Below are 14,130 nucleotides of genomic sequence, written 5' to 3' on the forward strand. Positions count from 1 at the left end.
TCGCGGGCCACCCTGCCCGGTCGGGCGCTCCGGCGCCGGTCGACCGCGGCGCACGATCCCGTGGAGCACCCCGATGAATCCGCAGTCCCTGCTGGTCGTGCTGAACATCGTGCTGCTGCTCTTCGCGATCCGGGGCGTGCTGTCGAACCCGAGGCTCTCGAAGGTCGCGAAGGTCTCCTGGGTGGCGTTCATCGTGATCGCGCCGTTCATCGGCAGCCTCGCCTACCTGGCGGTGGGCCGTCGCGGTGGGAGCGGCGGAGGCGGCACGGTCGTGCGCGGCACGGAGCGGCCGTCGGGCTGGTTCTTCGAGCGCTGAGCGGTCGGGCGGCCCTACGGCGGGGGAGACCCGCGGACGTCGGCGCTCCGCGGACCTCCTGACCCTCCGTCCCGCGGCAACCCCCTCACCGCAGGCTCCGCCCGCGTCTAGCGTGGAGCGCATGGCCGTTCGTCTGCGCTCCAGTGTCAGCCCCTACCTCCGCTCGCACGCGGACAATCCGGTCGACTGGTTCCCCTGGGGCGAGGAGGCGTTCGCCGAGGCGGTGCGCCGCGACGTCCCGGTGATGGTGTCGATCGGCTACTCCACCTGCCACTGGTGCCACGTGATGGCGCGGGAGTCGTTCTCGGATCCGGTGCTCGCCGCGCGGCTGAACGCGGACTTCGTCGCGGTGAAGGTCGACCGCGAGGAGCACCCGGACGTCGACACGGCCTACCTGACGGCCGCGAGCGCGTTCACCCGGCAGCTCGGCTGGCCGCTGACGGCCTTCGCCACCCCCGCCGGCGAGACCTTCTTCGCCGGCACCTACTTCCCGCCGCGCGCCGTCGGCGGCGTGCCCGCCTTCTCGGACGTCCTCGACGCGGTCTCGGAGGCGTGGCGGCTGCGGCGCGACGAGGTGCAGGCGACGGCGGGCGGCCTGGCCGCGGCCCTGCGCGAGGCGACCGCGGCGCTGCCCGCCGACTCCGCGCTGCCCGGCGACGCCGAGCTCGACGGCGCCGTCCGCGCACTCGAGGACGAGGAGGACCGGGTGCACGGCGGTTTCGGCGGCGCCCCGAAGTTCCCGGTGGCCCCCGTGCTCGGGTTCCTGGCCTCGCGGCCCTCGGGAGCGGCGCTCGCCGAGCGCACGCTGCTCGCGCTGGCCGCGTCCCCGCTCCGCGACCGCGACGGGGGCTTCTTCCGCTACGCGACGCAGGCCGACTGGAGCGATCCGCACTACGAGCGGATGCTGTACGACAACGCGCAGCTGCTCGACGTCGCGGCCGTCCTGCTCGGGCACGACGGCGCCCGGGTGGAGGAGCTGACCGGGATCGCGGAGGGCGTCGCCGCGTTCCTCCTGAACACTCTCGAGCGGCCGGGCGGCGGCTTCGCATCGGCGCAGGACTCGGAGAGCATCGTCGACGGCCAGCGCTCGGAGGGCGGCTACTACCTCGCCGAGGACCGGTCCCGCCTCGCGCCTCCCGCTCTCGACGAGAAGGTCGTCACCGGCTGGAACGGCCTGGCGATCCGCGCGCTCGCCCGCGCCGGACGCGTGCTCGGACGGGAGGAGTGGCTCGACGCCGCCCGGCGCGCGGCGGACGCGGTGCTGCAGCGGCACCTCGTCGACGGCCGCGTCGCGGTGCGCGCCTCCCTCGACGGTGCCGTCTCCGCGGCCCGCCCGGCGCTGGAGGACCTCGGGATGCTGGCCGGCGGGCTCCTCGAGCTCGCCGTGGCGGAGGGCCGTCCGCGCTACGCGGTCGTCGCGCGCACCCTGATCGACGGCGCGCTCGACGCGGCCGACGGCCCGCTGCCGTTCGCGCTGCCCGGGGGAGGAGACCCGGCGCTGACCGCGCGGGGACTCCTGCTCGCGGCCGATCCCTCCGAGGGCGCCTACCCCTCCGGCCTGTCGGCGACGGCGGACGCGGCGCACGAGCTGTACCTGCTCACCGGATCGCAGCGCTACCGGGAGGCGGCCGAGGCGGTCGTCGCCTCGATCGCTCCGGGCGCGGTCCGGCAGCCGATGGGCTTCGGCGCCGTGCTCGGGCTCGCTTCGCGGCTGGCTCGCCCGGTGCGGCAGCTGGTCGTCGTGGGCCCCGGCGCGGCGGAGGCGGTGCAGGGCGCGCGGTCCGCCGGGATCGGCGTGCTGGTCGGCGTGTCCGACGAGGGCGCCCGGGACTGGGCGGACGCGGGCTTCGAGCTGTTCGAGGGGCGGATCTCGCGGGAGGGGCTGCCGACCGCCTACTCCTGCGAGGCCTTCGTCTGCGCCCTGCCGACGACCCGCCTCCCGGAGGAGCTGCTCACGCGGCCGTGACCACCAGCGGCGCCTGGGGGTCGGCGGCCCACTCGTTGAGCGAGCCGTCGTAGACGACCGCCGTGTGGACTCCGAGCACCGCCAGTGCGAGCGCATCGGCCGTCGCGGCGATCCCGCCGCCGCAGTAGAGGACGATCCGCTCGGCCTGGAGAGCGTCTCCGAACAGCGACCGCAGCCGCTCCGGCGGCAGGAGCGTGTTGTCGGCGCGGTCGACGAGCCGCCCGGCGGGGACGCTCCGCGAGCCCGGCAGGTGTCCGAGGCGGGGGCGGCGCCCCTCCTCCCCGGTGAACTCCCTCGGCGGGACCGCGCAGACCAGCGCCCCGGGAGCCTCGCCGCGCACGACCCTCTCGACGCCGGCCTTGTCGATCCAGAGCGGCCGCTCCTCGCGCACGCTGATGCCTCCGCTCACCGCGGGCTCGACGTGCCCCGTCTCGATCGGGCGCTCCTCCCGCCGCCAGGCCGGGAGCCCGCCGTCGAGCACCGCGACGGCGTCGTGCCCGGCCGAGCGCAGCAGCCACCACACGCGCGAGGCCCACTGGCCGACCGCGGAGTCGTACACGACGACCACCGAGTCGTCGTCGATGCCGAGCGCGGCGGTCGCGGCGGCGAAGCGCTCCGGGTCGAGCCGGGTGAAGGGCAGGGGAGCCGCCGGATCCGATAGCTGCTCGAGCAGGTCGCCGAACACGGCGCCGGGGACATGCCCCTCGAGGAGGTACTGCTCGTCGCCGCTGAGGTAGCCGGGCCGCCCGTCGAAGCCGGGCACGAGCAGCACGCTGGCGTCGACGACGACGAGGTGCTCGCGGCCGAGCTGGTCGGCGAGCCACTGGGTCGAGACGATCGGCCGGGCGAGGTACGGGGCGGAGGAGGTGCTCACCCGCCCCACGGTAGGCGCGACCGCCGACAGGCGCGCCCCCGTGCGTCACGCACGGTCACGGACGCCGCCGGGCGCTCAGCACTCGATGACGTTGACCGCGAGGCCGCCCTCGCTCGTCTCCTTGTACTTCGACGACATGTCGATGCCGGTCTGGCGCATCGTCTCGATGACCGCGTCGAGCGACACGCGGTGGTCGCCGTCGCCGTGCAGCGCGAGGCGGGCCGCGCTCACGGCGGTGGAGGAGGCGATCGCGTTCCGCTCGATGCAGGGGATCTGCACGAGGCCGCCGACCGGGTCGCAGGTCAGTCCGAGGTGGTGCTCCATCGCGATCTCGGCCGCGTTCTCGACCTGGCGCGGACTGCCGCCGAGCACCGCGCAGAGCGCTCCGGCGGCCATCGCGCAGGCCGAGCCGACCTCGCCCTGGCAGCCCGCCTCCGCACCGGAGATCGAGGCGTTCGTCTTGCAGAGCGAGCCGATCGCGGTGGCGGTGAGGAGGAAGCGGCGCAGCCCCGCGCGGTCGGCGCCCGGGACGAAGCGGAGGTAGTAGTGCCCGACGGCGGGGATGATGCCCGCCGCTCCGTTCGTCGGAGCCGTCACGACGCGCCCGCCTGCGGCGTTCTCCTCGTTCACCGCGAGGGCGAAGGCGTGCAGCCACTCCACGGAGGTCGCGCGGGCGCGGTCGAGCGGGTCCTCCTCGAAGGCCTCGAGCCGCTCGCGCAGCACCGAGGCGCGGCGGCGGACGCCCAGGCCGCCCGGCAGCACGCCGTCGGTCGCCAGGCCGTGCTCGACGCAGGCGGCCATGGCGTCCCAGATCGCGTCGAGGCGGCCGTCGATGTCGACCCCGGGGTGCAGAGCGCGCTCGTTCGCGGCGGCGATCTCGGCGATGCCGGAGCGGGTCCGGTCGCAGGTCGCCAGCAGGTCGAGCCCGGAGACGAAGGGGTAGGGGTGCGGGGCCAGGGCCGCCAGCTCGGCGCGCTCGCCCGCGCGACGGATGAAGCCGCCGCCGATCGAGTAGTAGGTCTCCTCCCGCACCGGCAGCGCGTCGTCGCCGACCCAGACGCTGAAGGTGAGGGCGTTCGGGTGCTCCGGCAGTCTCGTGCGCGACTCGAAGGCGATGTCGTCGCGCGTCATCGCGAGCTGCTGCTCGCCGGCGAGCAGGATCGTCCCCTCGGTGCCGAGGCGCTGCCAGGCCCCGCGCACCAGCGCCGGGTCGCACGTCTCGGGGTCCAGGCCGGCGAGACCGGCGACCACCGCGTCGGGGGTGCCGTGGCCGATCCCGGTGGAGCCGAGCGAGCCGTAGAGGGTGCACCCCACCCGGCTCACGCGGCCGAGGAGCCCGGCGTCGCGGATCCGCTCGGCGAGGGCGAGGGCTGCGCGCATCGGTCCGACGGTGTGCGAGCTGGACGGGCCGATCCCCACGCTGAACAGGTCGAGGACGGAGACGTAGGCGCTCATCCGTCGAGCGTACGCCCGTCCGCGGACGGTGGGAGGGCGGGCACCTTCCCGGATGCCCGCCCTTCTCCGGGTGCCGTGCGGGTCACTGTTCGCCGTGCACGACATCGCTGTGGCCGGGCCCACTCGGGCCGAGCGTGAGAGTCGCGCCCAGAGCGCTTCAGGCGCCCTGGAGATCCGGCCCGCCTCCATCCCGTTATCGAGAAGGAGGCCGACCCCCACCGCGAGATGCCACTTCAGCACGCGACACGCCGCGGGAGGCGTGCACAAGTGGCATCTCGCGGAGCGTAGCGGGTCAGCGCAGCGTCTTGCGCGCCGAGATCTGGCCGGTGTCGAAGCCGAGCAGGTGCAGGCCGCCGTGGAAGCGGGCGTGCTCGACCTTGATGCAGCGGTCCATCACGACGGTCAGGCCCTTCGACTCGCCGTACTCGGCCGCCTCCTGGTTCCAGATCCCCAGCTGGACCCAGACCGTGGGCGCGCCGACGGCGAGGACGTCGTCGATCACGGCGGGGATGTCGCTCGCCTTGCGGAACACGTCGACGATGTCGGGCACGACCGGGAGCTCGGCGAGACTGCGGTAGACCGGCTGCCCCAGGATCTCGGTGGCGTTCGGGTTCACGAAGTAGAGCTCGTAGTCGCTCGACTGCTGCAGGTAGGTGGCGACGAAGTAGGAGGAGCGGGCCGGGTTCGGCGAGGCGCCGACGATCGCCACGGTCTTCGCGCGGCGGAGGATGTCGAGTCGCCTGCGGGCGTCGGGGCCCACCCAGGTGCGCTGCGAGCGCAGCATCTTCGCCAGCGGCGAGTTCGCCGGGACCGAGCAGCTCAGCCCGTTGGACAGCTGGACGACCGTGTCGGCGGTGTCGGTGGTGCTCATGCTCAGACCTCCACGGCCGGGGTGTGCAGGGTGGTGGTCGTGTCCTCGGGGAGCTCGGTCGGAGCGTCGGGGGTGCCGTGCTCCTCGACCGCGCGGGCGAGCGCCTGGTCGAGATCGTAGATGATGTCGTCCGCGTCCTCGATGCCGACGGAGAGGCGGACGAGTCCGGGGAGGACGCCCGCGTGGAGGAGCTGGTCCTCGGTGAGCTGGGCGTGGGTGGTCGAGGCGGGGTGGATCACCAGCGTCTTCGCGTCGCCGATGTTGGCGAGGTGGCTGGCGAGGTCGACCGATTCGATGAAGGTCTGGCCGACGGCGCGGCCGCCCTTGACCACGAAGCTGAAGACCGAGCCCGGTCCCTTCGGCAGGTACTTCTGCGCGCGGTCGTGGTGCGGGTGCGCGGGGAGCCCGGCCCAGTAGACGGCCTCGATCCGGGGGTCGGCGTCGAGCCATTCGGCGACGCGGCGCGCGTTGTCGACGTGCGCCTGGATCCGGTACGGCAGCGTCTCGACGCCCTGGGCGAGCAGGAACGCGGAGTGCGGAGCGAGGACCGGCCCGATGTCGCGCAGCTGCTCCGCGCGCAGGCGCGTGAGGAAGCCGTACTCCCCGAAGTTGCCGTCCCACGACAGGTCCCCGTAGGAGGCCACCGGGTCGTGCAGCAGCGGGAACTTCTCGGGGGAGTAGTGGAAGCGCCCCGACTCGACGACGACGCCGCCGAGCGTGGTGCCGTGTCCGCCGAGGAACTTGGTGGCCGAGTGGATGACGATGTCGGCGCCCCACTCGATCGGGCGGACGAGGTAGGGAGTGGCCACCGTGGAGTCGATGACGAGCGGGATGCCGGCGGCGTGGGCGACCGCGGCGAGGCCCTCGATGTCGGCGATCTCGCCGGAGGGGTTCGCGATCGTCTCGGCGTAGAGCACCCTGGTCTTCTCGGTGATCGCCGCCGCGTAGTCGGCCGGGTCGCTCGAGCGGACGAAGGTGGTGTCCACTCCGAAGCGGCGGAGCGTGACGTCGAGCTGGGTGATCGATCCGCCGTAGAGGTTGGCGGAGGACACCACGTGGTCGCCCGCGCCGACGAGCGCCGCGAAGGTGATGAACTGCGCCGAGAGCCCGGAGGCCGTGGCGACGGCGCCGAGGCCGCCCTCGAGGCTCGCGACGCGCTCCTCGAAGGAGGCGACCGTGGGGTTCGACAGGCGCGAGTAGACGTTGCCGTACTTCTGCAGCGCGAAGCGGGCCGCGGCGTCGGAGGTGTCGTCGAAGACGAAGGCGCTGGTCTGGTAGATCGGCAGAGCGCGGGCGCCCGTCACCGCGTCGGGGATGTTGCCCGCGTGGATCGCACGCGTCTTGAAGCCGTACTCACGATCTGCCATGCGATCGACGCTAGCGGGAGCCGCCGACACCGCCGCGCCGGAGCGACGCATCGCGTAACAGAGCGGCCCCGCAGTGCAGAGCGACCGTGCGCGACAGAGCGGTCGAGCGGATCGGAGCGCCGATCAGAGTGCCAGCTGCACCGCGGCCAGTCCCATCGCCGCGATCGCCGCCCACGACACCAGGGCGACGAGGAGAGCACGCCACCCCGTCGTCACGAGCGCGCGCACCCGGACGGCGCTGCCGAGCGCGAAGAGGGCCGCGGCGAGGAGCCAGGTCTGCGCGGTGTCGGCGGCGGCGAGCAGTCCCTCCGGCAGGGGGAGGAGCGTGCGCAGCAGCACCGCGGCGAGGAACCCGACCACGAACAGCGGCACGATCGCGGGGCGCGTCCCGCCGGTCCCGCCTCGGCGCCTCGTGACCGCCGCCGCCACCGCGACCATCGGCGCCAGCATGACCACTCGGGTGAGCTTCACGACGACCGCCACGGCCAGCGCCGACGCTCCCGCCACCTGGGCCGTCGCCACGACCTGGCCCACGTCGTGCACCGAGGCGCCGACCCAGTGCCCGAACTGCACGTCGGAGAGCCCGAGCGGCTGCTGCAGGGCGGGGAGCACTGCGATCGCGAGCGTGCCGCAGAGCGTCACCAGCGCGACCGGCGTCGCCTGCTCCTGCTCCTTCGCCCGGGTCGCTCCGGCCATCGCGCCGATCGCCGAGGCCCCGCAGATCGAGAAGCCCGCCGCGAGCAGCAGCGGCTCCTGCCCGGGCAGCCGGAGCGCCCGGCCCAGCGCCCAGGTCAGGCCGAAGGTGGCCAGGACGATCCCGACCACGACCAGGATCGCGCCCCAGCCCAGCGCAGCGATATCGATCAGAGAGAGCTTCAGCCCGAGCAGGACGATGCCGGCGCGCATCAGCGAGCGGGACGAGAACTTCAGGCCCGGCGCCAGCGCCCCGCTCAGCAGGGGGCGCGCCGCGGGCAGCTGCGCCACGAGGATCCCGAGCGCGACCGCCGCGGTCAGCATCGGCACTGCCGGCACCGTCGCGTGCAGCAGGGCCGCGATCACCGCCGAGACGGCGCAGGCCGCGACTCCCGGGCCCAGCCGCCGGATCAGACCCACGAGGGCAGCCACATGTGGGCCTGCCAGAAGGGGAAGGACGTCTGCGCGCCGATCCAGAGCGGCAGGAAGTAGGCCGTCAGCGCCGCCGCCGCCACCGCGAAGACGAGCACCACGAGGACGCCCCGGGTGCGCCGCCTCCGCTCGTCGCCCGGACTCCCGATCACGATCCCGGCCGTCAGCGCCAGCGCCAGCATCATGTAGGGCTCGAAGACGACGCAGTAGAACTGGAACACCGTGCGGTCGAGGTAGAGAAGCCACGGCAGGTAGCCCGCGACGATCCCCATCAGCACGAAGCCGGCGCGCCACTCCCGGTACCGCGCGAGCCGGTAGAGGAGGTACACCAGCGCCAGGACCCCGGCGTACCAGATGAGCGGATTGGCGACCGAGGTGATCGCCTCGTCGCAGCGTGCGGCGGTGCAGCCGTCGACGCCCGTCGCCTGGTCGACGAAGTACATGCTGGTCGGTCGGAGCATGAGCAGCCAGGTGAGCGGGTTCGCCTCGTAGGGGTGCGAGGCCCGCAGGTTGATCGAGTAGTCGTACATCTGCACGTGGTAATGCCAGAGGCTCTGCGCCCAGTCCGGCACCCACGCCAGAGCCCCGGTCCAGGCGTTGCCGGGGGCCTCCGACGCCCACTGCCGGGCCCATCCGCCGGAGGTGCGCAGCCAGCCCGTCCAGGTGACGAGGTAGGCGATCAGGGCGATCGGCACGACCAGGAGGAAGGTGACCGGACCCTGCTTGAGGATCGCGCCGCTGCCCCAGAACGGCACGCCCGCGCGGCGCCGCATCAGCGCGTCGACGACCACCGCGTACACGCCGTACGCCGCGAGGAAGTAGACGCCCGTCCACTTCACGCCCGCGGCCAGGCCGAAGAGCACGCCGGCCGCGAGCAGCCAGGGCCGCCACCACAGGACCGGCCCCCAGCTCGGCAGCGCTCCCGCCGCCACCTTCCGCGCCAGCTGCAGCTCGGCCCAGCGCCGGTCCAGCAGCACCGCCGCGACCCCGCAGAGCGCGACGAACATCAGGATCCCGTCCAGGAGCGACACCCGCGACATCACGATCGCGTGGCCGTCGAGCGCGAGCATCAGCCCCGCGAAGGAGGAGAGGAGGGTGGAGCGGAACAGGAGGCGGCCGATCACGATCACCAGCGCGACGGCGAGGATCCCCACGACGGCGGTCGCGACGCGCCAGCCGACGCTGTCGTCCGCGCCGAACACGCCCATCCCGAGCCCGATGATCCACTTGCCCAGCGGCGGATGCACCACGAAGGACGGCGCCCCCGTGAAGGTGTCCACGTCGCCGGCCGCGAAGCCGGGGTCCGGGTTCTCGGGCCAGGCGCCCTCGAACCCGAGGTTCCAGAGGGTCCAGGCGTCCTTCACGTAGAAGGTCTCGTCGAACACGAGCGAGCGCGGGTGGCCGAGGTTCCACAGCCGCAGCACCGCGGCCAGGGCGACCACCAGCAGCGGCAGTCCGAGCTCGTACAGCCGGCGGCGCGCGGGGGAGGCGGCGAGCCGGGCGTGCAGGTCGTCGAACCAGGAGCCGCGCGGCACGTCCGGGAGCGGGGGGCGCTCGCGCGGTGCGGACGCCTCGGCGGGCTCCACCGGGACCGAGCGCGCCGATCCCGCCGCGTCCAGGAGCAGGTCGTCGAAGTCGCGCTGCGGTCGGTCCGTCACCCGGCCATGCTAACGGGGCGCCTCCTCCCGGGACGGCGGCGATCCGCGGCGGGAGGCCCCGGACCCGGCCTGGGAGACTGGCGGCATGATCATCCTCGCCGGCACTCCCATCGGAAACCTCGGCGACGCCTCCCGCCGGCTCGTGGAGGCGCTGGGCTCCGCCCGCCACGTCGCCGCCGAGGACACGCGCGTGACCATCCAGCTGATGCGCGCCCTGGGCGTCGAGAACCGGCCCGCCCTCTACGCCCTGCACGACCACAACGAGCGCGAGCGCGCCGCCGAGCTGGTGGAGCTGGCCCGCGAGGAGGACCTGCTCGTGCTGAGCGACGCGGGCATGCCCACGGTCTCGGACCCGGGCTACCACCTGGTCGAGGCGGCGGTGGCGGCGGGAGTCGCGGTCACCGCGCTGCCCGGTCCCTCGGCGGTGCTCATGGCGCTCGCCGTGTCCGGGCTCCCGACAAACCGCTTCAGCTTCGAGGGGTTCCTGCCCCGCCGGCACGGCGAGCGGGTCTCGACCTTCCGGGCGCTCGTCGACGACCGGCGCACCATGGTCTTCTTCGAGTCCCCGCACCGGATCGGCGACGCGCTCGCCGACCTGGTCGAGGCGATGGGCCCGGAGCGGCGCGTCGTCGTCTGCCGCGAGCTCACCAAGATGTTCGAGGAGGTCCGTCGCGGCACGGCGGCCGAGCTGGCCGAGTGGGCGGCCGACGGCCTGCGCGGCGAGATCTGCCTGGTCGTCGAGGGAGCCCCCGCGAGGGAGGCGTCGCTCGAGGACGCGCTGGCCGACGTGCTGGCCCGCGTCGAGGCCGGATCGCGGCTCAAGGAGGCGTCGGCCGAGGTCGCCGAGATCACCGGGCTCTCCCGCCGCGCGCTCTACGAGGCGGCGCTGGCCTCCCGCCGCGGCTGAGGGCTCCCTCCCCGGCGGCGACCGCGGCCGGTCGTCCACAGCGTCCGTCACACGCCGGGAGCGGTGCCGCACGGTGAATAGGATGGTCGCCATGTCCGACGGCGCCTCCTTCTACCTCACGACCCCGATCTTCTACGTGAACGACGTCCCGCACATCGGGCACGCGTACACCGAGGTCGCCGCCGACGTGCTCACCCGCTGGCACCGCCAGGCGGGCGACGACACCTGGCTGCTGACCGGCACCGACGAGCACGGCCAGAAGATCCTCCGCACCGCCACCGCCAACGGCACGACCCCCCAGGAGTGGGCCGACCGCCTCGTGAGGACCGCCTGGCAGCCGCTGCTCGAGACCATCGACATCGCCAACGACGACTTCATCCGCACCACGGACGCGCGGCACGAGGTCAACGTCCAGAAGTTCCTGCAGAAGCTGTACGACGAGGACGCGATCTACACCGGCGAGTACGAGGGCTACTACTGCGTGGGCTGCGAGGAGTACAAGCAGCTGTCCGACCTCGAGGAGGGCACCGGCGACTACGCCGGCCAGTACGTCTGCAAGATCCACTCGAAGCCGGTCGAGCTGCTGAAGGAGAAGAACTACTTCTTCAAGATGAGCGAGTACACCGAGCGGCTGCTCGCGCTCTACGAGGAGCGTCCCGACTTCGTCCAGCCCGAGTCGGCGCGCAACGAGGTCGTCAGCTTCGTCCGCCAGGGCCTGGCCGACCTGTCGATCTCCCGCTCCAGCTTCGACTGGGGCGTGAAGGTCCCGTGGGACGACTCGCACGTGGTCTACGTCTGGTTCGACGCGCTGCTCAACTACATCACCGCGGTCGGCTACGGCCAGGACGAGGCGGAGTTCGAGCGCCGCTGGCCCGCGACCCACATCGTCGGCAAGGACATCCTGCGCTTCCACGCCGTGATCTGGCCCGCCATGCTCATGGCCGCGGGCCTCGAGGTCCCCCGGCAGGTGTTCGGCCACGGCTGGCTGCTGGTCGGCGGCGAGAAGATGTCGAAGTCGAAGCTCACCGGCATCGCGCCCGAGCAGATCACCGACACCTTCGGCTCCGACGCCTTCCGCTACTACTTCCTCCGGGCCATCACCTTCGGCCAGGACGGCTCGTTCTCATGGGAGGACCTGTCGGCGCGCTACCAGTCCGAGCTCGCGAACGGCTTCGGCAACCTCGCCTCGCGGGTCGTCGCGATGCTGCACCGCTACTACGACGGCGTCGTGCCTGCGCCGGGCGAGCCGACCGAGGCGGAGGAGCGCGTGCAGCGCATCGTCGCCGAGGCCGCCGCGTCGGCCGACCGGTCGATCGACGCGCTCGCGATCCACGATGCGATCACCGCCGTGTGGAGCATCGTCGAGGAGCTCAACGGCTACATCACCGAGCAGGAGCCGTGGGCACTCGCCAAGCGCGAGGAGCGCGAGCGCCTCGGCACGGTGCTCTACACCGCGACGGAGGGGCTCCGCGCCCTGGCCGTGCTGCTCTCGCCGGTCGTGCCGCGCGCGACGGCGTCCCTCTGGGAGGCGCTCGGCGTGACGGAGTCGCTGGGCGCCCTCACCGCGCAGCCGATCCGCGAGGCGGGCCGGTGGGGAGTCCTCCCCGTCGGCACCACCGTCGGCACGCTCGTCGCGCTCTTCCCGCGCATCGAGGCTCCCGCGTCCTGACGGCCGCGCCTCGAATTGTGGACCGAGCAGCCGAGCGGTGCGGAGTCGCCGGCGGAGGATCCGCAGGGGAGTGCACGATGACCGCGATCCGAACGCGAGGGGCCGGGTGCGAACGGCCCGCCGCTCCGTGGGGGCGCAGATGACGCGCGAGGTCCTCGACGCTCTCGAGCAGGCGGCCGAGCTCACCCGGCGCCACGTCGGGCACCCCGAGCGCGCCGCCGCGCTCGCCCTGCGCCTGCACCGGGTGACCGCTCCGACCGAGCTCGTCTACACCCGGTTCCCGCCGACCCTCAGCCTGGTGCTGGCCGGCCGGAAGCGCTCGGTGGTCGGCGACTCCGACGAGCGGTGGGGCGCCGGCCGCTTCCTGATCACCCCCGTCGATCTGCCGGTGGTCGCGGCCGTCGTGGAGACCGGCGACCGCGGCGACTTCCTGTCGGCCAACTGGCGTCTCGACCCGCTCGTGGTGGCCGAGATCGCGGCGCTCGCCCCCCGGACGGCCCCGCGGGCTCCCGCCCCGCGGATCGGCACGGTCACGGAGGAGATGGCCGACTCGCTGCGCCGACTCTTCCGTCTGCTCGACGCCCCCGCCGACATCCCGGTGCTGGCCCCCGCGATCACGCGCGAGCTCGTGCTGCGGCTGCTGCAGACGGACCAGGCGCCCCGGCTGCTGGCCGCGTCCAGCACCGTCCGCTCGGAGGCCGTCTCCCGTGCGGTCGAGGCGATGAGCGCGTCGCTCTCGCGCGGCTGGACCCTCGGCGCGCTCGCCGCGGAGGCGGGCACCAGCGTGCCCACGCTCACCCGCCGCTTCCGCGAGCTGACCGGGATGTCGCCGTTGGGCTACCTGCGGCGGCTCCGCCTGGGGGAGGCCAGGAGACTGCTCCTGGTCCGGGGCGACACCGCCGCGCAGGCCGCGGCCGCGGTCGGCTACGCGAGCGCGTCGCACTTCGGGCGCGACTACCGCCGCGCCTACGAGACGACCCCCGCGGCCGACGCTGCGCTCCACCCCGGGCCGCTCGTCCAGATCCACTGAGCGGCGGGCGCTGTCGCGGGGACTCCGAGCGGCGCGTGACGCGGCGTCAGACGCGGGCGCCGACGATGCCTCCGTCGACGTCGAGCGTCGTGCCGTGGACGTACGAGGCCTCGTCCGAGACGAGCCAGCGCACGGCCAGGGCGATCTCGTCCGGACGTCCGGGCCGGCCGGCGGGGGCGGACGCGGTCATCTGCTCCAGGATCGCCGCGGCGTGCTCGTTGCCGGGCGTGAGGGTCGCGCCGGGCGCGACGGCGACCACGCGCACGCCGCTCGGGCCGTACTCGGCCGCCCACGCCCGCGTGAGGTGCTCCAGCGCCGCCTTGGTCGCGGGGTAGAGCGCGGTCCCCGGCGTTCCCACCCGTCCCATCCACGAGGTGATGTTGACGACCACTCCGCTCCTGCGCTCGGCCATGCCCGGGGCGATCGCCGCGACGAGCTGGTGCGGCACGCGGATGTTCGTGGTGAGGAGGGATTCGACATCGGCGTCGCTGAGGTCGGCGGTCGGCCCCACCGGGAACACTCCGGCGTTGTTGACGAGGACGTCGATCCGCCCGTCGAGGAGGGTCAGCGCCCGGGCGGCGACGGCGCGGGTCTCCTCCGGCGTGCCCGCGAGGTCGGCGACGAGCGCGGAGGCGGTGCCCCCGTCGGCGCGGATGCCGCCGACGACGGACCCGGTCCGCTCGGGGTCGCGTCCGTGCACGAGGACGTGAGCGCCGGCCCCGGCGAGCCGGCGGGCGATGGCTGCGCCGATCCCGCTCGAGGATCCGGTGACGAGGGCGTGGCGCCCGGCGAGGGAGCCGGGTGCGGAGTGGGCGAGGAGCTCGGTGTCTGTCATGGCTCCAGCCTCCCGGCGGCGCGGGAGGCGGGCTGTCCCGATCCGATCGGGTGCTGA

Annotated in this window: 12 protein-coding genes; 5 read left to right on the forward strand and 7 right to left on the reverse strand. The window is 73.8% G+C overall.

Annotation, left to right across the window (positions count from 1 at the left end):
• Positions 1–73: 73 nt before the first annotated feature.
• Positions 74–316 carry a PLDc N-terminal domain-containing protein gene (locus GSU40_RS05190; protein WP_160033960.1) on the forward strand — a complete coding sequence of 81 codons (243 nt, stop codon included), beginning with the start codon at positions 74–76 and terminating at the stop codon, positions 314–316.
• 121 nt (positions 317–437) lie between these two features.
• Positions 438–2,282 carry a DUF255 domain-containing protein gene (locus GSU40_RS05195; RefSeq protein WP_160033962.1) on the forward strand — a complete coding sequence of 615 codons (1,845 nt, stop codon included), beginning with the start codon at positions 438–440 and terminating at the stop codon, positions 2,280–2,282.
• Here GSU40_RS05195 and GSU40_RS05200 read toward each other — a convergent pair.
• From GSU40_RS05200 to GSU40_RS05225, 6 genes are all read right to left on the reverse strand, one after another.
• Positions 2,269–3,156 (reverse strand): rhodanese-like domain-containing protein, encoded by an 888-nt coding sequence (locus GSU40_RS05200; protein WP_160033964.1) that lies wholly within the window; start codon positions 3,154–3,156, stop codon positions 2,269–2,271. The genes GSU40_RS05195 and GSU40_RS05200 overlap by 14 nt on opposite strands.
• Positions 3,157–3,231: 75 nt before the next feature.
• A complete protein-coding gene (locus GSU40_RS05205; RefSeq protein WP_160033966.1) occupies positions 3,232–4,611 on the reverse strand; it encodes an L-serine ammonia-lyase in 1,380 nt (459 codons plus the stop codon).
• Positions 4,612–4,903: 292 nt separating this feature from the next.
• Positions 4,904–5,395: a CoA-binding protein gene (locus GSU40_RS05210; protein WP_181065523.1), complete on the reverse strand. Its 492-nt coding sequence runs from the start codon at positions 5,393–5,395 to the stop codon at positions 4,904–4,906.
• A gap of 89 nt (positions 5,396–5,484) precedes the next feature.
• Entirely contained in the window at positions 5,485–6,849 is a 1,365-nt protein-coding gene (locus tag GSU40_RS05215; RefSeq protein WP_160033968.1) for an O-acetylhomoserine aminocarboxypropyltransferase/cysteine synthase family protein, read from the reverse strand.
• Positions 6,850–6,972: 123 nt separating this feature from the next.
• The gene (locus tag GSU40_RS05220) at positions 6,973–7,962 is read right to left on the reverse strand and encodes a putative sulfate exporter family transporter (RefSeq protein WP_244229603.1); all 990 of its coding nucleotides are present in this window, start codon (positions 7,960–7,962) and stop codon (positions 6,973–6,975) included.
• Positions 7,953–9,632 carry a phospholipid carrier-dependent glycosyltransferase gene (locus tag GSU40_RS05225; protein ID WP_244229604.1) on the reverse strand — a complete coding sequence of 560 codons (1,680 nt, stop codon included), beginning with the start codon at positions 9,630–9,632 and terminating at the stop codon, positions 7,953–7,955. The genes GSU40_RS05220 and GSU40_RS05225 overlap by 10 nt, the downstream gene beginning before the upstream one ends.
• Before the next feature lie 85 nt (positions 9,633–9,717).
• Between GSU40_RS05225 and rsmI the strand changes: the two genes are divergently transcribed.
• The 3 genes from rsmI to GSU40_RS05240 all read left to right on the forward strand — a co-directional run bounded on the left by rsmI (position 9,718) and on the right by GSU40_RS05240 (position 13,238).
• Positions 9,718–10,539 (forward strand): 16S rRNA (cytidine(1402)-2'-O)-methyltransferase, encoded by an 822-nt coding sequence (gene rsmI / locus GSU40_RS05230; RefSeq protein WP_160033972.1) that lies wholly within the window; start codon positions 9,718–9,720, stop codon positions 10,537–10,539.
• A gap of 91 nt (positions 10,540–10,630) precedes the next feature.
• A complete protein-coding gene (metG, locus tag GSU40_RS05235; RefSeq protein WP_160033974.1) occupies positions 10,631–12,208 on the forward strand; it encodes a methionine--tRNA ligase in 1,578 nt (525 codons plus the stop codon).
• A 139-nt stretch (positions 12,209–12,347) separates the two neighbouring features.
• On the forward strand, positions 12,348–13,238 hold the full coding sequence (locus GSU40_RS05240) for an AraC family transcriptional regulator (protein WP_104226935.1): 891 nt from the start codon (positions 12,348–12,350) through the stop codon (positions 13,236–13,238).
• Between the two features lie 46 nt (positions 13,239–13,284).
• Here the strand turns inward: GSU40_RS05240 and GSU40_RS05245 are convergent, their stop codons facing one another.
• Positions 13,285–14,073, reverse strand: coding sequence for an SDR family oxidoreductase (locus tag GSU40_RS05245; RefSeq protein ID WP_160033976.1), 789 nt, complete (start codon positions 14,071–14,073; stop codon positions 13,285–13,287).
• Between the last annotated feature and the right edge of the window lie 57 nt (positions 14,074–14,130).

It is taken from the genome of Rathayibacter sp. VKM Ac-2805 (assembly GCF_009834265.1).
Lineage (GTDB): Bacteria > Actinomycetota > Actinomycetes > Actinomycetales > Microbacteriaceae > Rathayibacter.

Coding starts and splice junctions, on each gene's coding strand:
- GSU40_RS05210 (WP_181065523.1), bottom strand. CDS start 5,395: ATGCTGCGCTCGCAGCGCACCTGGGTGGGCCCCGACGCCCGCAGGCGA.
- GSU40_RS05195 (WP_160033962.1), top strand. CDS start 438: ATGGCCGTTCGTCTGCGCTCCAGTGTCAGCCCCTACCTCCGCTCGCAC.
- GSU40_RS05240 (WP_104226935.1), top strand. CDS start 12,348: ATGACGCGCGAGGTCCTCGACGCTCTCGAGCAGGCGGCCGAGCTCACC.
- GSU40_RS05190 (WP_160033960.1), top strand. CDS start 74: ATGAATCCGCAGTCCCTGCTGGTCGTGCTGAACATCGTGCTGCTGCTC.
- GSU40_RS05245 (WP_160033976.1), bottom strand. CDS start 14,073: ATGACAGACACCGAGCTCCTCGCCCACTCCGCACCCGGCTCCCTCGCC.
- GSU40_RS05215 (WP_160033968.1), bottom strand. CDS start 6,849: ATGGCAGATCGTGAGTACGGCTTCAAGACGCGTGCGATCCACGCGGGC.
- metG (WP_160033974.1), top strand. CDS start 10,631: ATGTCCGACGGCGCCTCCTTCTACCTCACGACCCCGATCTTCTACGTG.
- GSU40_RS05205 (WP_160033966.1), bottom strand. CDS start 4,611: ATGAGCGCCTACGTCTCCGTCCTCGACCTGTTCAGCGTGGGGATCGGC.
- rsmI (WP_160033972.1), top strand. CDS start 9,718: ATGATCATCCTCGCCGGCACTCCCATCGGAAACCTCGGCGACGCCTCC.